This window comes from Ruthenibacterium sp. (genome assembly GCF_017421385.1).
In the GTDB taxonomy this organism is placed as follows: domain Bacteria; phylum Bacillota; class Clostridia; order Oscillospirales; family Ruminococcaceae; genus Ruthenibacterium; species Ruthenibacterium lactatiformans.
Genome location: NZ_JAFOIN010000020.1, coordinates 24,974 through 44,559 on the forward strand (window position 1 = coordinate 24,974; position 19,586 = coordinate 44,559).

At 59.3% G+C, this 19,586-nt stretch carries 16 protein-coding genes; 2 read left to right on the top strand and 14 right to left on the bottom strand.

What is annotated here, in order from left to right; all coding sequences use genetic code 11:
• The first annotated feature begins 103 nt into the window (after positions 1-103).
• Entirely contained in the window at positions 104-1,231 is a 1,128-nt protein-coding gene (locus IIY41_RS02160; RefSeq protein WP_333492258.1) for a LuxE/PaaK family acyltransferase, read from the top strand.
• On the top strand, positions 1,228-2,520 hold the full coding sequence (locus IIY41_RS02165; protein ID WP_287399478.1) for an acyl-CoA reductase: 1,293 nt from the start codon (positions 1,228-1,230) through the stop codon (positions 2,518-2,520). The genes IIY41_RS02160 and IIY41_RS02165 overlap by 4 nt, the downstream gene beginning before the upstream one ends.
• Before the next feature lie 64 nt (positions 2,521-2,584).
• On the opposite strand, the gene IIY41_RS02170 is transcribed toward IIY41_RS02165, so the two are convergent.
• From IIY41_RS02170 to IIY41_RS02235, 14 genes are all read right to left on the bottom strand, one after another.
• Positions 2,585-3,547, bottom strand: a complete 963-nt coding sequence (locus IIY41_RS02170) for an aldo/keto reductase (protein WP_117460286.1) — start codon at positions 3,545-3,547, stop codon at positions 2,585-2,587.
• Between the two features lie 135 nt (positions 3,548-3,682).
• Complete coding sequence (locus IIY41_RS02175) at positions 3,683-6,427, bottom strand: ATP-binding protein (RefSeq protein WP_287399481.1); 2,745 nt, start codon at positions 6,425-6,427, stop codon at positions 3,683-3,685.
• Between the two features lie 619 nt (positions 6,428-7,046).
• Entirely contained in the window at positions 7,047-7,370 is a 324-nt protein-coding gene (locus tag IIY41_RS02180) for a hypothetical protein (RefSeq protein ID WP_009325940.1), read from the bottom strand.
• A gap of 95 nt (positions 7,371-7,465) precedes the next feature.
• The gene (locus IIY41_RS02185) at positions 7,466-9,094 is read right to left on the bottom strand and encodes a hypothetical protein (protein ID WP_287399482.1); all 1,629 of its coding nucleotides are present in this window, start codon (positions 9,092-9,094) and stop codon (positions 7,466-7,468) included.
• Positions 9,091-9,801 carry an ABC transporter ATP-binding protein gene (locus tag IIY41_RS02190; RefSeq protein ID WP_009325938.1) on the bottom strand — a complete coding sequence of 237 codons (711 nt, stop codon included), beginning with the start codon at positions 9,799-9,801 and terminating at the stop codon, positions 9,091-9,093. Before IIY41_RS02190 ends, IIY41_RS02185 begins: the two co-directional genes overlap by 4 nt.
• Before the next feature lie 285 nt (positions 9,802-10,086).
• Entirely contained in the window at positions 10,087-10,491 is a 405-nt protein-coding gene (locus IIY41_RS02195) for a hypothetical protein (protein WP_009325937.1), read from the bottom strand.
• A 14-nt stretch (positions 10,492-10,505) separates the two neighbouring features.
• A complete protein-coding gene (locus tag IIY41_RS02200) occupies positions 10,506-11,435 on the bottom strand; it encodes a hypothetical protein (RefSeq protein ID WP_287399485.1) in 930 nt (309 codons plus the stop codon).
• Complete coding sequence (locus IIY41_RS02205; protein ID WP_009325935.1) at positions 11,422-12,507, bottom strand: HAMP domain-containing sensor histidine kinase; 1,086 nt, start codon at positions 12,505-12,507, stop codon at positions 11,422-11,424. Before IIY41_RS02205 ends, IIY41_RS02200 begins: the two co-directional genes overlap by 14 nt.
• Positions 12,504-13,175 carry a response regulator transcription factor gene (locus IIY41_RS02210; RefSeq protein ID WP_009325934.1) on the bottom strand — a complete coding sequence of 224 codons (672 nt, stop codon included), beginning with the start codon at positions 13,173-13,175 and terminating at the stop codon, positions 12,504-12,506. Before IIY41_RS02210 ends, IIY41_RS02205 begins: the two co-directional genes overlap by 4 nt.
• A gap of 130 nt (positions 13,176-13,305) precedes the next feature.
• Entirely contained in the window at positions 13,306-15,114 is a 1,809-nt protein-coding gene (locus IIY41_RS02215) for an ABC transporter ATP-binding protein (protein ID WP_009325933.1), read from the bottom strand.
• Entirely contained in the window at positions 15,115-16,821 is a 1,707-nt protein-coding gene (locus tag IIY41_RS02220) for an ABC transporter ATP-binding protein (protein ID WP_287399488.1), read from the bottom strand.
• Complete coding sequence (locus IIY41_RS02225; RefSeq protein WP_009325931.1) at positions 16,818-17,240, bottom strand: MarR family winged helix-turn-helix transcriptional regulator; 423 nt, start codon at positions 17,238-17,240, stop codon at positions 16,818-16,820. Before IIY41_RS02225 ends, IIY41_RS02220 begins: the two co-directional genes overlap by 4 nt.
• 187 nt (positions 17,241-17,427) lie before the next feature.
• Complete coding sequence (locus tag IIY41_RS02230; RefSeq protein ID WP_050004388.1) at positions 17,428-18,636, bottom strand: FprA family A-type flavoprotein; 1,209 nt, start codon at positions 18,634-18,636, stop codon at positions 17,428-17,430.
• A gap of 222 nt (positions 18,637-18,858) precedes the next feature.
• Positions 18,859-19,557: an ATP-binding protein gene (locus tag IIY41_RS02235; protein ID WP_009325929.1), complete on the bottom strand. Its 699-nt coding sequence runs from the start codon at positions 19,555-19,557 to the stop codon at positions 18,859-18,861.
• Between the last annotated feature and the right edge of the window lie 29 nt (positions 19,558-19,586).

Consider the following 19,586-nt stretch of genomic DNA (forward strand, 5'->3'; position numbering starts at 1 on the left):
AGGCGTGTCAAGAGGGAGGGGCTTTTCTGGCGTTTCCGTATTCGCCGTGTTACAATGTGTTCAGAAAAAACAGCGTAGAGCTGCGCTGCAGATTGAAGGAGGAATGGATTTGAGATACAGAAGAAAGCTTTTCCGCTTGCGCGACCCTTACGACATAGAAGCTTCGCAGGATCTGTTTTTACAGGCTGTCCGGGAAAATTGTGCGTACCATTACGCGCATTGCGGAGAATACCGTGCGATTCTTGAGCATTTTCATTTCTCACCTGAAACGCTGCGTTGTGAAACGGATCTGGCCCGTCTGCCCGCCTTGCCCACCGCCTTTTTTAAAGGACGTGAGATTTATTCCATGCCGCGTGGGCGCCAGCTGGTCCGGGCAACGTCATCCGGCACAAAAGGACAGATGAGCCGGATCGGCTTTGATGCGGGAGGGCTGTTGTGCGGGCTGGAGATGGTGGTGCGCATCGCGCAGCGGCACAGCCTGTTTTCTGTGCGGCCCGCACATTACATTCTGCTGGGATACAAGCCGCACCGGGGCAACCAGACGGCTGTCACAAAAACTGCATTCGGAGCAACGCTTTTCACGCCGGCGCTAAGCCGTACCTACGCACTGCGCTATGGCCCGCAGGGGTATGAGCCGGACCTGGATGGCGTTGTTGCTGCGGTGCGGCGGCATGCGGATTCTGCGTTCCCGCTGCGGTTTATGGGGTTTCCGTCCTACACTTATTTTATGCTGCAGAAAATGGAGGAACAGGGAATGCGGCTGCGGCTGCACCGTGGGTCCAAGATCATGCTGGGCGGGGGATGGAAACAGTTTTACCGGCAGCAGGTAGACAAGCGCACGCTTTATGCGTTGGCGGAAAAAGTATTGGGCGTGGGACAAGAGAATATCGTTGAGTTTTTTGGGGCTGTGGAGCATCCGATCCTGTACTGCGCCTGTCCCAACCAGCATTTCCATGTGCCTGTATACAGCCGTGTGATAATCCGGGATGTGCGTACGCTTGCGCCCCTGCCGCACGGGAAGCCGGGCCTGGTGAATTTGATTACGCCGATGGTAGGCGCAACACCGGTCGTAAGCGTGCTTACAGACGATTTGGGGGTGCTGCATGACGGCGCCTCCTGTGGCTGTGGCATCGAAAGTCCTTATTTGGAGCTTTTGGGGCGTGTGGGCTTAAAGGAAATCAAGACCTGTGCGGCGGGTGCCGCGGAGCTGCTGGCGGGGGTGAACGGATGATACTGGCGAAGGGGAAGCTGTACGGCGAAGAAGAACGTGAAGTGCTGCTGGCACGGCTGGAAGATGAAATCAATGAGACACGTGTCCGCGCGCCGCTGCGCTCAGAAACGGTGATTGCAGCGCTGGACGCACTTGGGAGACATATCGAAAACGGACAGTTTGACGCACAGCTTGCTGCGCTGGGGCTTTCGCGCCGCACAGATGCGGTGCGTACAGCGACCGCCATGCTGCGGCGGGAAAATCTGGAATACCGTCTGCACATGGAACTGGGAATGCACCTGGGGAGTGAGTATCCGCTGACGCCGCCGAACGGGAGCGCACGGCGCATATGCCGCGCTGTGCCGCTGGGCACAGTGCTGCATATTGCCGCGGGCAATGCAGACGGCCTGCCGGTTCTGAGCCTTGCGGAAGGGCTGCTCACCGGTAATATTAATCTGCTCAAGCTGCCTCAGGCAGACGGCGGGCTTTCGGTTGAAGCGGTTCGCTGCATGCTGGAAATCGAACCGGAATTGGCGGATTATATCTATATCTTCGACACGCCTTCCAGTGATGTTGTTACGTTGCAAAGGCTGGCAGCCCTATGCGACGGCATCATTACGTGGGGAGGAGATGCGGCTATAGAGGCGGTGCGCCGTTTTGCACCTGTGGGAGCAAAATTGATCGAATGGGGGCACAGGCTGAGTTTTGCTTATATCTCCGGCTACGAGGATGAACAGCTGGAGCTGCGGGCCCTGGCGGAACATATCATTCAGACAAAGCAGCTGCTGTGCAGCTCCTGCCAGACAATTTTTCTGGATACAGAGGACATGGAACAGGTATATGCTTTTTGCGAGAAGTTTCTGCCATACTTAGAAGAAGCGTCACGGCGTTTCCCACAGGAAGGCATCGAGGAAACGGCGGAGCAGACGCTCCGCCGCTATCTGGATGAGATGGTGCAAGCCATACAGGGAAGAGCGACGGACACACGCGTGTACAGAAGAGAATTTTGCCGCCTTGAAGCGTGTTTGGATGACAATCTGGTGCTGTCGGGATTGTTCGGGAATTGCCCGGTCAAGCGTCTGCCGGCGGCACGTATGCTGCCGGTGCTGCGCAGAGAAAAGGGCAGGCTGCAGACGGCGGGGTTAATTTGTGCGCCGGAGCGCCGTTTGGCGCTGGCACAGCGCCTTATGTGCTGCGGCCTTGTGCGCATTACGCGTGCGGGAGATATGTCTGAGAGTCTGTGCGGAGAAGCGCACGATGGGGAATATCCGCTGCGCCGGTATGTGCGCATTGTGGAGGTGGAGCCCTGAAACACAAAAGGAGACGCGCCACACAGCGCGTCTCCTTTTATGGAAAAATGGTATGGTCAAATACTCACAGCGCTCCCACAACGCGGTGGGGGACGTACAGTTCTTCCAGATAAGCAACGTCTTCAGCGCTCAAGCGGACGTCCAGCGCACCGGCCGCGTCATCCAGGTAGCGGGCCTTCGTGGCGCCGATGATGGGTGAGGTCACGCCGCGGGCAAACTGCCATGCAAGCGAGATTTGTGTCATCGTGGCGGCGTGCTTTTGGGCAAGCTCATGGACGCGCAACACAATGCCGTAGTCGCTCTCCCGGGTGCTGTCATATTTGGAAACGGCGGTTTTGTCCGTCCGGCTGCGCTTGGTGTCTGCGTCCCATTCCAAACGGGAGAGCCGCCCCGCCGCCAACGGGCTGTACGGGGTGCGGGCCACGTTCTGCTGCGTGCAAATGGGGATCAGCTCCCGCTCATCCTCGCGGTAGAGCAGGTTGTAGTGGTTTTGCATGGAAACAAATGGCGTCCAGCCGTTGTCCCGCGCTGCAAGCTGCATGTTGAAGAATTGATAGCCGTACATTGCGGAAGCGCCCAGCGCACGTACTTTTCCCGCCCGTACAAGGCTGTCCAGCGCCTCCATCGTCTCCTCGACGGGCGTGTCTGCGTCATAGCGGTGGATGATGTACAGGTCCAGATAGTCTGTGCCCAGCCGCTGCAGCGTGCCGTCGATCTCGCGCAGGATGGCCTCCCGGGAGAGGTGCCCCTCGTTGAAGTAGACCTTGGAGGCGAGGATGACCTGGTCGCGGGGGACGTTGCTGCGGATGGCGCGGCCCAGGTATTCTTCGCTGGTACCCGCTGAGTAGGTGTTGGCAGTATCGAAGAAGTTGATGCCCAGCGAAAGCGCGTGCTTCACGATCTCTTCGCTTTCAGCAGGGTCCAGCGTCCAGGCGTGCATCCGGCTGGCCGGGTCGCCAAAACTCATGCAGCCTACGCAAAGGCGTGACACCGTGAGAGGTGAATTACCGAGCTTTACATATTCCATTGTATTTTCTCCTTTTTAACAATAGGGGGCTTCCTGTTGCACAGGCAGCTTCCGAGCCTTTACGCCGTTGTGGGCAGACATGCCCGCCCATAGCGGCCTTGCAGGAAAAGCTTATCATATGGAGTTCGCTCCAAGTCAAGCGAAATCGGAAAAAACACATTTTTGCAGTACAGCCGGTCCGTTTTGCGGCGGGGCGGAAGGAGTGTCTGATGCAGGCAGCGTGAACCAGAATACAGTGCCGTGGGGGTTGTTGTCACGCACGCCGATCTGGCCGCCGTGGGCTTCCACGATGGAACGGCACAGGGAAAGCCCGAGGCCGAGCCCGCGCCGTCCGTCGCCGCGCTTTGCCTGTGCGGTGTAAAACATTTCAAACAGCTTTTCTTTGGCTGCGTCCGGGATGCCGGGGCCGTCGTCAGCGACCTCCACGCGAACCGTTTCTCCGCTGCGCTGTGCGCTCACTGCAATGCTGCTGCCCGCAGGCGTATATTTTATGGCGTTGTCCGTTAGATTGATGAGCACCTGGACGATGAGCTGCGGGTCCATTTTGGCCATCAGAAGATCGTCGGGGACAGCGAGCGTGACGGTGTGCTCCGCGCTGCGGCGGTTTAAGTGACGCAGCGCCTCCTGGGCTACTTCGTCGATGAGCTCCGGCTCCAGTGTGAGCTGCATGGTACCGTTTTCGATGCGCGTTACGGTGAGAAGATTTTCCACAAGGCTGATGAGCCACATGGCGTCGTCATAGATATCGGTATAGAGCTGCTGTTTTTTCTTCTCGTCCAACAGCTCCGGGCCGCCCATCAGGATGCTGGCGTTGCCGGAAATACTGGTGAGCGGGGTGCGCAGATCGTGGGAAACAGCGCGCAGCAGATTGGCGCGCAGCTGCTCCTGGCGGGCCTGGATGAACAGCCGGTTACGGGCCTCGGCAGCCTGCTGGCGCTCCAGAGCAAGAGCAAATTCATTCAGCATCGCCAAAAGCAGATTGCGGTCGTAAACGTCGAGCGGGCCTCCGAGATCCATGGCGATACCCGCCACCGCGAACACCGTGTCCTGGCTGCGCACGGCAAGATAGAGGCACTTCGCGCCGGGCAATGTGTCCGTGCCGGCGCCGGCGTGCTTGTTGTTGCGGAATACCCACTCCGCCACGGCCTGTTCGCCGGGTGTGATATAGGGAGCGGTATCCGTGCCGGCGTCCGGGGCGGGAAAGACGGTTGGGCGGCCCAGCGTCTTTCCGTCGGCCAGGTACAGGCAGATGGTGCGCCCCAAAAGGCGCTGCATCTGCCGGGCCATTTGGCGGATGATGTCATCCTGCGTTTCGCTTTGCTGCAGCTTCTGGCTGGTCTCCAGCAGGACCTCGGTGCGGTAGGCCTTCAGGGAGGATTGCCGTGCCTGGCGCTGGGCGCGCACCGTCAGGGTGCTGGTGATGAATGATGCGGCGAACATGATTGCGAAGGTGACGGCATAGCCGGGATCGTTGAACTGGAGCGTGAAGCGGGGCACGGTGAAAAAGAAGTTGAACAGAAGCACGCTGAAAAATGAAGCAGCGGCACCGTAAATACGGCTGCCGGTGCAAACGGAAACAAACAGTACCCCAAGAATGAACACCGTAATGACATTGGCCTCGCTGAGGCCAATTGCGGCGAAGCCGAGTGCCACCGCGGTGGAAAGGCCAAGCAGGCCGAGCGTCTTGAACGTATCTGCCGGCGTCAGCCGCTCGGGCGGCGCGCGGCGGTGTCTGCGGTAGGGCGGCAGATTATCCGGAATGATGTACACATCCACATTGGGGGCCAGCGCCGTCAATTGCTCCACCAGCGTGGGCCGCGGCAGAATGCCGCGTCTGTTGTTGGAACGTCCAATGACGATTTTGGAAACGCCGCTGGCGCGTGCGTATTCGGCAATTTGCGCGGCGACGTCCTCGCCGTAAACCGTGGCGATGCGTGCGCCGAGCTGTTCGGCCAGGCGCAGGTTGCCGCGCAGGCGGGCGAGGCTCTCGCCATTCAGCTCCCGGGTGCCGGGAACCTCGACAAACAGGGCGGTGAAACGGCCGTGAAATGCATCGGAAAGGCGCGCCGCTGTGCGGATGACACGGGCATTGGAGGGAGAGGATGACAGACAGATGAGGATATGTTCGCCGGTATAATAGCCGGCGCTGGCATCCTTGCCTTTTTCCGCGCGGCGGTTCACACGGTCGGCCGTGCGGCGCAGAGCAATCTCCCGCAGCGCCACAAGGTTCTCTCTGGTGAAAAAATGGTCCATGGCGCGGCGGGCCTGAAGCGGACGGTAAACTTTTCCCCTGTCCAGCCTGGCCAGAAGGTCATCGGGTTCGATGTCCACCAGCTCCACCTGATCGGCATTATCGAACACACTGTCCGGCACGCGTTCGCGCACTGTAATGCCTGTAACAGCGGCTACAATGTCGTTCAGGCTTTCCAAATGCTGAACATTCACGGTGGTGTACACATCAATGCCAAGCGCCAGCAATTCTTCGATATCCTGGCAGCGCTTTCGGTGCCGGCAGCCCTCCGCGTTGGTATGGGCAAGCTCGTCCACAAGAAGAAGGGCAGGGCGGCGTGCGATGGCAGCGTCCAGGTCAAATTCGCGCAGCGTCACATTTTTGTATTCCATGCACAGCGGAGGAAGCTGTTCCAGTCCCTCCAGCATGGCGAGCGTATCCGGACGCGTGTGAGGCTCGATGTATCCGGCCACAACGTCGGTTCCCGCCGCGAGTGCCGCGTGTGCGGCTTCCAGCATGGCGTAGGTTTTTCCCACGCCCGCAGCATAGCCGAAGAATATCTTCAGTCTGCCGCGCACATGCGCCGCATCGGCCTCTTGCTGCTGGATCTGATGCAAAATCCGGTCGGGGTCCGGCCTTGTGTCCTGCATGAAAACGCCTCCTGTCGTGCGCTTGCTAAAATTGGAAATAAATAAACTCCGCAAACAAAAAGAACTCCCGCACATCACGCGGCGGGAGTGAAAAGCATGTGCGCTCAACAAAACAGCAGCATGGGCAGCGCGAACAGGCATGCAAGGGCTGAAACGCCGCTCAGCAGAAGAACAGGTATGCCGATATAGCTGAAAAACCAGAATGCCGCAGTGTGTGTTTCAAGATATGCTGCGATGCTCCTGCGCAACGCGGCGAAAGAAACCGCCGCACGCCTCTTTTCTCTTTTGGCCGGGCGAGACCATTCTGCGGGACAACGTACAGCCTGTGTGTTCATCATTGTGAAAGCCTCCTGCAAAGGGGGAAAACACTTGTTCCCCTTTGCAGCTTCAGTGTATCACAACCGCTGTGAACGTGCCGTTAAGGTGCCGGAGGGCGCGCAAAAAAGCTGCAAAGCCAAAATAAAGGCTTTATTAAGACCGTATTCCGGACAATTTCAGTATAAGACGCGAAGGCTTTGCGTGCCGTTAAGAGTTTTTCGATACTGTTAATATTGCATAAGGACACAGAATAAAAGCCGCCGTGAAAGCTTCACAGCGGCTTTTGGCTATTGCACAGGATTCACTCAGAAAGGGGCATGCCCAGCTTTTCCGCGATTTCGTCCAGCTTCATTCCGGACTTCTGAGCCTGCTTTACAAGCTCCCGGATGCGCTCGGCCTTGCTTTTGCGGGGCTTTCGCTTTTTAGGGGAAAGCACTTCTTTTTTGCGCTCGGCCAGTTTTGCGGCCTTTTCCTGCACAGCGGCAATCTTCGCGTCAAATTCCGCGCACGCCGCGATTTTTTTCTCCTCCAGTCCGCGAATGTTTTCCTCCAGTTTGGAAATCTGCCCGTCGATATCGGCGGCGATCTGTTCAGGCGTCCTGCGGACACGTTTTTGTTCAGCCATCTATCAACAACTCCCAGCGGTAAATTTTTCTAATAACAATATAGCACAAGACGTTTGCGGGAACAAGGGCTTTTTTGACGAAGCCATACAAAATGTTACTTTATGCGGAACGAGCGCGGAGCGCGGAAATACACCAGCACCAGTGCGGCGGCAATGTACAAAACTGTGAATCCAAGCAGCACCGCCGTAAAAAAGCTGCCGCCCACCTCTATCTGCAGGCAGGCGAAGCAAAGCAGATACATGGCGGCATGGATGCCCGAAAACAGAGGGTTCTTGGTTTTCAGGCTTTCGGAATAGGGCTGGAAGATGTAGTAAAGGCACAGGTGGTGCGCGGTGAACAAAAGCGAGAGCAAAAGAAGCGCGGCACAGAACAGGGCAAGATCCGCGGTGAAAATACCGGTGCCGCTGATGAGGCAGAAGCCGGCCGCCGCAAGGCACAGCGCGCCCGCTACAAGCCCGTTGTACAGGGCTACGCGGCGCAGGCGAATGCCGAAGCTGCGCAGGATGACCTTAGGCTTGCGGTACCAGGCATAGCGGAGCAGGTCTTTATCGCAGTTGTAAAACATGGCGCGGCAGGATTTATCCGCCACAGTGATGCTGTACATGATGAAAACAAAGGAGGGGAGCATAGCGGTCAGGTTCCGGCTCAGGGCTGCGGCAAGTTCCGGGCTGGAGATGCGCAGCGCCGCGGCCGCGGCAAAGGCCAGCGCCGCAGCGGCCAGGCGGTACCACACAGGGCGCAGCAGCTGCCGTCGGTGCCTCGCAAAGAACAGCGCGTTCAGGTAATCGTACCCTTTCAGGCGCTGGAGCTTTGCCAGCGCTTCCGAAGAAAGCGCGGCGTCGGCCTCCCGTACTTCCACCTCCTTGAACGAGGAGCCGGAGGCAGTTTTGAGCATGGAGGACAAAAGAAAGTTGAGGTCCAGCGAGCGCGGCAGCTTGCGTGCATAGCCGGGATATCCGGCGGCGATGTAATAAAGGCACAGCGCACCTGCCGCGGCAAAGGCCGATATGGATGCGGGATGCAGCAGAAATGCGGCCAGGCCCATGTGCCAATCAAGGCCCAGCAGCGGCGGCACGTATGCCCCCGCCAGCCCCACGGCGATGACGAGCCAGGCGTACCCGGTGCTGCGGACAAGCACACGCCCCGTGCGGTCGAACACAAACAGATGGAAGGCTTCGCTCATCATGCGGAAAGCCGCCAGCAGAACCCAGGCGGCCGCGCCCTGCCACAGCGGCGCGCCGAAAAGCCATGCAGCCAGCAGAAGGAAGGGAAGATAATAGGAGAAAAACGGCACATACCGCAGCGCAAGAGAAGCCTGAATATAGCTTCGGGCATCGGCGTGCAGATATTTGAGAAATGCGACCTTTTCCCGCGTTACATTGAAAATATGGCTGTCGCCAAAAGCGCCGAGGATACAGCTGAGGAAAAACAGCATGGATAGGAACAGAGAGAATTCCTGCCCTGCAAACTGCGGGCGGCTGCCGGCCAGCAGAATGACCGGCAAAAGCAGAAATGTAAGCAGATAAAGCGGTTTGCCGCACAGGTCGATGATCTGCCGGACGGCCACCGCCGCAGCGGAAAGCGCTTTTTTTGCACGGTAGCCCGCGTAGGCCGTCGGCGGCACAAGACGGCCAACCATCCAAAGACGGCTGAAATAATAAAGAAACGCGTTCACCCAAAGAGCGTCCCGCATTTTTATGATTTGTCCGACCATCTGTCTCATGCTTCGCCCTCGTCTTTCAGAAGCTCGATGAGTTGTGCCTCAAAATCTCCGCTATGCAGCAGCGCGTGGTCCAGTTGGCTCAACATGCCCTCATGCAGCACGGCGATCTCATCGCAAAGGTCTGTGGCAAGCTGCAGAATATGTGTGGAAAATACGATGATGTGCTCGTGCTTGATTTGGCGCAGAAGCTGTTTTATTTCCAGCGCGACCACTACGTCAAAGGAGGTGAGCGGTTCGTCCAGCAGAATAACGGGCGGCCGCGCGATGAGAAAGCACAGCATCTGCACCTTGTTTTTCATACCGTGGGAGTATCCCTTGATGAGCCGGTGCCGGTCCTCCGGAGCAATCTGCACCATGTCGAAATAATCATCGGCGGAGCGTCCGTCCCGAATACGTGCAGCATTGACGTCCATATAAAAACGCACGAATTCATATCCGGTGAGAAAGTCCGGCAGAATGGGTGTCGCGAACACATAACCCACGTCGTCCGGATTCAGAGCGCGGCGTGTGCCGTCTTCCAGCACAAGCTCCGCTGTGCCGCCGTCGGGCGGCACCTCGTCCGTCAGGCAGTTGAACAATGTGGTTTTGCCTGCGCCGTTGCGCCCCAGCAGGCCGTAGATCTTGCCTTGCTGGAACGTGAAGCCGCAGCCCCTAAGGACTTCCTTTTCTCCAAAGTGTTTTCGGATGCCTGTCAGTTTCAATTCCATTTGTGCTTGTTCTCCTTTCGATCCTTCCGGTCACGGAAACGCGAAAAGGCACCGCCGGCACCCTGTCCGGAAAAGGGCGCGGCAATGCCTTGTCTCCGGGAAAAGCGCAGTGGGCGCAGGAGCGGTGCTGCCGCTGTTCTGCATGGTTTCCTCCAATGAACGGGTCAGATAGCGCCCTTATTATAGCAGACATCCACAAAATACTTCAAGAATTGTCGCAGGCAGCTTTGGGCATTTTCAGGCCGGAAAAACTGGTTTGTCCGGCGGGAGGAGCAGAGACTGCCGTTATCGTTCTGTTTCTCGCCCGCATGCAGGCGATTGCCCCAACAGCTCCCGGCTGAGCGCCTCGATCTGCGGCGCAAGCTGTGCGCGCCGGCGTTTTGTCAGATGCAGAAACATCGGATAAGCCAGCGCCAGCACGGCGATGCCGGTGCAGCCGACGGCCACGCCCAGGGCGAAAACACCTGTCCACACCATGGTACAGCACATGCCCAGCCCGAGCATCAGCGTACCGCATACGCCGAGCGCGATGCCGGCAATGGTACCGGGCTGCTGGGCGCTTTTATCCAAGCGGCGCAGAAGCTCCATTTTATCCTCCTGGAGCGGCGTGTATTTTTGGAGGATGCGCCTGACCTCCTCCTGCTGCCGGGCGGAGTAGGTATAGGTGAAAATCTCCTTGTTTTCTTCCATAAACAGACACTCCTTTAGAAATGAATGGACGGCGGTGCAGCGGAAGCAGCCGCGTTCTGCCGCGCGGCCCGCCGGAGAAGGATATTTCCGCGTACGGCCATAAATACGGCCATGCAGAATACAAGCGAGCACACACAGGCTCCGGTGACGGCGTTCATCGTCCGGCGCATGGCCGCGTCTCCGCCGAATTGGGCAAGCATGGCGGTCTGCAGGGTCAGTACGCTCATCAGCGCACCGGCCAGGCCCAGCATTTTTGCGGCCGCATGCACGGGGTCATGCATGCGGTGCGCTTTCACCGCGCTGGCTGCTGCGCTGCCGAAGCAGTAAAACGTATATGCGGCTGAGGCATAGATCAGCGTGCCGGGATAACGGTATGCGCGGTTCTGCCAGACCATTTGTGCGGCTATGGCCGTCATGGCCAGATTCAGGGCAAACATCAGCACACCGCAGCGCCGGTAGACACGCAGCCCGCGCATCTGCCGGACAGGAGCGGCAGACGGCCCGGCGGGCGGAGCGTTCCGCACGCCGCGAAGTACTGCAAAACGCATGGTGCTCAGAACGGTGTAATACACTGCCGCCGCACCGAACCAGGGTGAGCGGAACCAGATGCCCGCGTACAGCTTGCAGGCGGCGAAGCAAAGATTGACGCACAGCCCGGCGCGAAGGGAAACAAGCGCGCGCAGCGCGGCGTCGGCACGCCAGCGCCGCACCGGGGGCAGGCCGTAGACAGCGGTTTTTGCACGCCGGGCTGCAGGCACTGCACGGCAAATGGCCACGACCAGTGCATAGGTGGAAAAGGCATAGGCTGCGCGCGCGGCGGGAGCGTCCTCCCAGCCGTTGGAAAAGACGGTCCACAGGGAGGCCACGGCAGCAAAGGCAGCCAGCGCCGCCCAACCGCCGCCGGGGAAAAGCAGGCGGCGCAGCAAAGGCTCAGGGCGTTTCATTGGTTTCGGCGCGCAGCACCACGGAAAACGTGCTGCCTTTGCCCAGCGTGCTCTTCACCGCGATCTCTCCGCCCACGATATCCACCACACGGCGCACCAGCGCCAGCCCCAGTCCGTTGCCCTGCGTTGCGTGGGAGCTGTCGCCCTGATAAAATTTTTCAAAAATATGCCGTCCCGTTTCGGGACTCATGCCGCAGCCGGTGTCTGTGACGCACACCTCGGCCTGCGTGCCGGTACGCCGAAGGGAAACATGGATGCTGCCGCCTGCATCCGTGAATTTGACGGCGTTGGAGAACAGGTTGTTCCACACCAGCGTCAGCAGCTCGCGGTCCGTACGGACGGCCACGCCGTCCGGAATGTCCGCCTCAACAGCAAGCTCTTTTGCCTCCCATGCGTCCTCAAAGCCCAACAGGCATTCTCGAAGCTGCTCACCCAGATCGTAAGTCTCCGCCTGCGGGAAGATCTGCTGATTTTCCAGCTTGTTCAGTTTGAGAATATTGGCGATCAGGTCCGCCAGGCGGCGGGATGCATCTGTGACGGCCTTGGCATATTCGACGCGCTGCTCTTTCGGCAGGGCAGGGTCCTGCAGCAGGGAACCGTAGTTCTGGATGACGGCTAACGGCGTTTTCAGCTCGTGTGAAACATTGGCGATGAAGTCTGTACGCAGCGTTTCCACGCCGGAAAGCTCCCGGGCCATCTGGTTGAAATCCTCAATGATGGCGTCGAAGGCGTCGGCACGCTCCGGACCGTGAAGCGGCTCGATGTGCACGCTGAAATCGCCCTGGATGATGCGCTGGGTAGCGGCACGGATGCGCCGCACCGGGCGCTCCACTGTCAGCCTGCGCCGGATGCCGTCGATGACGGTGAAAAGCGCGCTCAGAAGCAGGATATTGAGAAAAGTGAGCAGCGCGTTTTCCCGCAGGATATCCGGGTCGAGCCGCATGGAATCAAGAAACAGCAGGAAAGAGCAGGTGACCACGAATGCGATCAGTGCGAAAAAAATCAGGAATTTTGTTGCGGAAAACAGATACCGGGGAAGCCGCCCGGCTCCCGAGAAGCGATCCCGGTTCATTTCAGCACCGCCTTATAGCCCAGCCCGTGCACGGTGACGATCTCAAAATCCGGGCAGGCGGAAAATTTGTCCCGCAGCTTGGTGATATATACATCCACAGTGCGCGGGCCGGAGGATGTTTCCATTTCCCAGAATTCCTCCATAAGCTGTGCGCGGGTGAAGGTCTTTTTCGGGTAGGAGAGCAGTTTGTACAGCAGGTCGAATTCCCGTACGGTGAGCGGAACCTCCGCGCCGCTCAGATAGGCCGTGTGCTCGTCTGCGTCCAGCAAAAGGCTGCCTGCCGTAAGCCTTTTGCTGCTGGCGATCTTTGCCCTGCGCAGCAGCGCGCCGATCCGCAGCAAAAGCTCGTCCAGGTCCACGGGCTTTACCATGTAATCGTCGGCTCCGGCGGAAAAACCGCGCTGTTTAGCCGTGAGATCATCCCGGGCCGTCATAAACAGGATGGGCAGCTCCGTGTTCTGCTCCCGCACGGTACGGGCAAATTCAAAGCCGTCTGTCCCAGGCATCATGATGTCGGAAATGATAAGGTCGAACACAGTTTCATACAACGCGTCATAGGCTTCCTCCGCACAAAGGCAGCCCACCGCTTCGTATCCGTTCCGCCCCAGAAACGCGCAGACCGCACGGTTCAGCTCCCGGTCGTCCTCCACCACCAATATCTTGAACAAAACATTTCCCTCCTCAATTTTCTGCTGCTATTATAAAATGCGATTGTTAAAGTTTTGTTTGCGCGCGTTCCGTTTGAGAAAATGGCGAAAAAAGCGGGAGCGGCGTTTTGGCCGCGCCCGCCCCGTATGGTCAGCCCGCATCCTGAGCGGCGTCGAACTGGGCACGGTACAGCTCGCTGTAATAGCTTCCCCGGCGCATCAGCTCGTCGTGGGTGCCGCATTCTGCTACCGTGCCCTCACGCAGCACGGCGATGACGTCCGCGTTTCGGATGGTGGACAGCCGGTGTGCGATGACAAAGCAGGTGCGTCCTTCCATCAGCCGAAGCATGGCGGCCTGGATACGGCGTTCGGTGCGGGTGTCCACATTGGAGGTCGCTTCGTCCAGAATGAGCATCGGCGCGTCCAGCAGCATGGCCCGTGCGATGGTGAGCAGCTGGCGCTGGCCCTTGGAGATGCTGTTGCCGCCGTCCCGCAGCACGGTGTCGTAGCCCTGGGGCAGCGCTTCTATAAAGCGGTCGATCTTGGCGGCCCGCGCTGCAGCGCGCACCTGCTCCAGCATCACACCCTCCTTGCCGTAGGCAAGGTTTTCGTATACGGTGCCCGAAAACAGCCAGGTGTCCTGCAGCACCATGGAATAGGCGCGGCGCAGGCTGGCGCGGGTGAGGGAAAGGATCTCCTGTCCGTCCACGGTGATGGAACCGGAATCTGCATCGTAAAAGCGCATCAGCAGGTTGATGACAGTGGTTTTGCCCGCGCCCGTCGGCCCCACTATGGCAACCACCTGGCCGGGCTGCGCGGCCAGCGTGAAGCCGTCCAGCACCGGCGCGCCGCCGTAGCCGAAGCGCACGCCGCGCAGTGCCACTGCGCCGCGCACACCGGAAAGCTCCCACGCGCCGGGAGCATCCGGGGCCTCCTCTGCTTCATCCAGCAGCTGGAACACGCGCTCGGCGGCAGCCAGCGCGGACTGCAGCTCGCTGATGATGTTGGCAAATTCGTTGATGGGACCGGAAAATTTGCGGGAATACAATACGAAAGAGGACACACTGCCCAGGCTGATGCCGCCCGCCATGTACAGCAGCGCGCCGAACAGGCTCACCAGTGCCAGAGACAAATTATTGATGAAGTTGACGCCCGGCCCAGTAGAACTGGAAAAGGCGTCCGCCTCATAGTTGGCGTCGCAGGCGAGGCGGTTCTTTTCCTCAAAACGGGAAAGAAACACCTCCTCCCGGCCATAGGCCTTGATGGTTTTCAGCCCGCCCGTCATTTCCTCGGCAAAGCCGTTCAAAGCGCCCAGACCGGCAGAGCGGCGGCGGTACAGCGGCCGCACCCGTTTGGAACGGTGTCGTGTAAACATCACGGAAATGGGAATGGTCACAACGAAAATAAGGATCAGCTGAGGAGAGATGGAGAGCATCATTCCAAAGGAACCGGCCACGGTGATGACGCTGGTGAGCATCTGTACCAGGTCGTTGGAAAGGGAGGCGTTGATGGTATCCACGTCGTAGGAGAGCACGCTCAATACGTCGCCGATGGCATGCGTATCGAAAAAGCGCACAGGCAGGCGCATCAAATGGTCATAGATGTCCTTGCGCATGCGGTAAACAACGTTGCGGCTCAGCCGCACCATCAGCGCGGCCAGCACATAGCTCAGCGCCGCTGCGGCAAAATAAAACACAAGCATCCGTTTTGCATAGTGGAAAACCGTGGTGAAGTCCACTCGGCCCGGCCCGGGGCGGATGGCGTCGATGGCGTAGCCCGAAAGCTTCGGGCCTGCCAAAGCAAGCAGATTGCCGGTAAGGCTGAGCGCCACTGCGGCGGCCAGCAGCCATTTGTAATGGTACAGATAGCGCCACAGGCGCCTGAGAATGGCTTTTGCTCCCGCGCGGGGCTTCTCGAAGGCCATGCTCGGCCCGCCGCCCATTCCTTTGCTGCGTGCCATTTATTCCACCTCCCCCATTTGGACCTGCGCGATCTCGCGGTAGCTTTCGCAGGAGCGCAGCAGATCGCTGTGCGTGCCGAGGCCTGCGGCGCGGCCGTCCTCCAGAACAAGGATACGGTCCGCGTTCTGGATGGAGCTGACGCGCTGGGCCACGATGATCTTTGTGGTATCCGCAAAGTCGCGCGCCAGCGCGCGGCGCAGCGCAGCGTCCGTCTTGTAGTCCAGCGCGCTGGAGCTGTCGTCCAACAGCAGGATCTCCGGGTCAGCCGCAAGGGCGCGGGCCAGCAGCACGCGCTGCTTCTGCCCGCCGCTCAGGTTGGCGCCTTTTGCGGCCAATTGAGCGGAAAAACCGCCCTTACGCTGTGCAATGAAATCCGCCTGCGCCGTGCGTGCCGCCGCAGCAGTCTGCTCCGGGGAAATTCCCCGCCCGAAGTCGATGTTTTCACCGATTTCATCCGCGTAGAGAAAGTCGTTCTGAAACACCACGCCGAACTTGCTGTGCAGCACCTCGGGCGGAATGGAACGAACGTCGCGTCCGTTCAGCCGTACCGCGCCGCTGTCCGGGTCGTAAAAACGCAGCAGCAGCCAGAGACTGGTGGTTTTTCCGCTGCCCGTCGGCCCAATGATGCCCAGCGTCTGGCCCCGTTTCAGAGAAAAGCTGACGTCTGAAAGCGTGTCTTTCACCTTGTCATAGGAAAAGGAGACATGGTCAAAGCGGAGGAACGCGTCCGCCTGCACCGGAGGAATGTTCTGGGGCGCAAGGTCCGCGGGCGCGGCCAGCACCTCGGCAATGCGCCGTCCGCTGGCCGCGCCCTTGGAGTACATAACAAACAGGCGGGAGACCATCATCAGCGCGTTGAGGATGATGGTGAAGTAGCTCAAAAATGCGATGATGGAGCCGGGCTGTGCAAGTCCTGCGTTTACGCGGTATGCGCCCAGCACGATGACCACCGTGAGCCCTGTATTGAGCAGAAGGTTCATAGCAGGGTTCGTTACGTTCATCAAAAAGCCGGCGCGCTGGTCGCAGTTCACCGCACGGGCGTTGGCTTCGTCAAAGCGGGCGCGCTCATAGTCTCCCTTGGACAGCGCGTGGATGACGCGGATGCCCGCCATGCTCTCCTGCGCGCGCCGTACCAGGGCGTCCAGTGCAAGCTGTGTACGGGTATAAAGCCGTATGCCCCGTGTGGAAACGAACCACACCACAAGCCCCAGCAGAGGCAGTGTTGCAATGAGCACCAGTGTGAGCACCGGCTCCAGCGAAAGCGTCAGCGCGATACCGCCCACCAGCAGGATGGGCGCACGCACACCCAGGCGCTGCATCCTGTCCACCATCTGGTGTACGTTGTAGGTATCGCTCGTCAGGCGGGAGATGAGGGAGGGCGTGGTGAATGCATCCTCCTGTGCGCAGGACAGCTGCATCACCCGTGCAAACAGGTCGTGCCGCAGCCGCCGCGTCACATCCCGGGAAGTGGAGCAAGCCAGTCGGTTGGCGATTACGTTGCCGCCCAGCGCCGCCGCTGCGCAGAGCACCATAAGCCCGCCCCAGAAAAGGATGCCGCCCAGCGCTCCGGCGGGAACAGCCTCATCCAAAATAACAGAGAGCATCCACGGCAAAAGAAGCTCGGCAACGGTGCCGAAAAACTTGATGAGCAGCCCCACGCTCATAATGCCCAGACGGGGGCGCAGATAATGCAGAACTGTTTTCATTGAATGTCCTCCGCGCGGCGGGCCAGGCGCTCCAGAAGTGACTCCAACCGGTCGCGTTCTTCCGAAGTCAGGTCATAAAACAGCTTTTCCCGCCAGGACCGGTATACGGCCCGTACGGCGGAAAGTGTTTCCTCGGCCTTCTGCGTGGGATAAACCTCCACCGCGCGGCGGTCGCTTTCACTGCGGCGCCGTAGGACGAAGCCGTTTTCCTCCAGCATGGCCAGCTGGCGCGTTACGTTGCTGCGGTTCACGTGCAGGCGCAGAGCCAGCTGATCCTGCGTAATGCCCGGCGCGGCGCAGATTTCCGGAATATAAGGCGCCTGCCAGCCGCTCAGCCCGCAGTCTGCAAGGTGAGCGTCCCGGTACAGTGCGGCACACCGGGAGATGGTATTGATGTTGCGCATCAAATGCTGCTTCATAAAAACCTCCTTCGCAGAAAACGCGCGGCAAAGGCGCAAAATGGTGAACTGCTGCGCGCGCATTCGTTGCGCACGCAACAATATGGGCCGAACGACGCCCCGCCGTCCGAATGGGGAAAGCGGGGCGTATGCTTATAACAATAACAGTATACAGAGTGGGCGAAAAAATGCAACCGGGAAAAGCAGTTCACTCTGCCATAAGGGAAGCGATCAATGCATCACGCAGCGCGTCCAGTTGGGCCAGAGAATCGTCCTTCAGCGCGGACTTCAGCGTGACCACAGGCTCCAAGATCTCCATGCTCTTCATTTCTTCCAGAAGGGCGCGCATCTGCCGGGCGCAGGACGGTGCCCAGGAGCCGTTTTCCATCAGGGCAACGGTGCGGTTTTGCAGGTTGAGCGCCTTCATGTCGTGCAGCAGATTCAGCATGGCGGGGTAGACCCCATTATTATAGGTGGGCGCGGCAAGGACCAGGTGGCTGCAGCGGAACACCTCGGCGATCATCGTGGAGACATGTGTGCTGGAAACATCATAGACGGCGATGTTTTTTACACCGGCCTCCGCCAAGCGGGAGGTAAGGATATTTACGGCATTTTCCGTATCGCCGTACATGGAACCGTAGAATACGGCCACGGAGCGTTCCTCCGGTGTATAGGTGCTCCAATGCCGGTATTTGTCCAGCAGCCTGTCCAACCCGGAGCGCCAAACGGGCCCGTGCAGCGGGCACACCATGCGGATCTCCACGCCCGAAAGCTTGTTCAGTGCGGCCTGGACCTGCGGGCCGTATTTGCCCACGATATTGCCGTAGTAGCGCCGCGTATCCGCCATCCAGCCGCACTCAAAGTCGATCTCGTCGTCGAACAGGTGGCCGTTCAGTGCGCCGAAGCTGCCGAAGGCGTCGGCGGAAAAAAGGATATGCTCGTGCTCTTCATAAGTCATCATCACTTCGGGCCAGTGGACCATCGGTGTAAACACAAAGCGCAGCGTATGCGCACCAAGGCTGAGCGTATCGTTTTCCACCACAGTGATGATGCGGCCCTCCAGGTCGAAGTCATAGAACTGGCGCATCAGAGTAAAGGTTTTGGCGTTTCCCACGACTTTCAGCTCGGGAAAGCGCAGCAGCAGTTCCTCAATGTTGGCGCAATGGTCCGGCTCCATATGGTTGACGACAAGATAGTCCAGATGCCGTCCGGCGAGCGTATGCATGATGTTTTCCAGAAACTGGCGCGAGATGGAGGCATCCACCGTGTCGATAAGCGCGGTTTTTTCATCCAGGATCAGATAGGAATTGTACGTGACCCCGCGTGGGATGGGGAACAGATTTTCAAAAAGGGAAAGGCGGCGGTCATTGCCGCCGACCCAGGTAACGGCGTCGCTGACAGCGCGTGTGCAGTACATGAGAGACAGCTCCTTTCTTGATAAAAACAGGCCCTCCGCACAGCGGCAGGCCGCCCCGCGGAGGGAGGAGGACCTGTATGCGGAGTGCTCTGCATACAGGTTCGATCCGGGCGGCAGAGGTTAGCAAAAGCTAATAGAATCATAGCATATTTTGCCCCGAATTACAAGAAAATGCCTCTGCACATGCATGAAAAAGCGAACCGTGCTGCCGCGGCATACCGGTCAGTCCGACAGAATGCGCCCGTCTGTGGAGATAACTGCTACACGCCAGGGAATGAATTTGCCGCTCTGCTGCAATGCGCGCTTGACGGCGTTTTCAATGCCGCCGCAGCAGGGGACCTCCATGCGCGCCACGGTCACGCTCTGGATATCGTTTTCACGCAGGATGGCGGTGAGCTTTTCCGCGTAGTCGCCCTCATCCAGCTTGGGGCATCCGATGAGCGTTACGCGGCCGCGGATGAAATCCTCGTGAAACGCACCGTAGGCGTACGCGGTGCAGTCCGCCGCGATGAGCAGTCGTGCGCCTTGAAAATAAGGCGCGTTCACCGGAGCAAGCTTGATTTGGACCGGCCACTGGGACAGCGCGCTGGCGGTACGGGGGACGGCGCTGTCCGCCGGGGCGGCTTCACGCCGGATGCTGCGGGCACCGCTGCCGGGGCATCCGCAGGGCTGCGGGGCGGCGTTCTGCGCTTTGGCGGCCATGACGGCCGCATGGTCATAGGCGGGAGCTTCGCGTTCTTCAAAGCGGATCGCGCCTGTGGGGCAGGCGGGCAGGCAGTCGCCCAGGCCGTCGCAGTAATCCTCGCGCAGCAGCCGCGCCTTGCCATCTATCATGCCGATGGCCCCCTCATGGCAGGCGGCGGCACACAGGCCGCAGCCGTTGCATTTTTCTTCGTCAATATGGATGATTCGTCTTTTCATGTCATTTTCCTCCCGGTTCATTTGCCGGC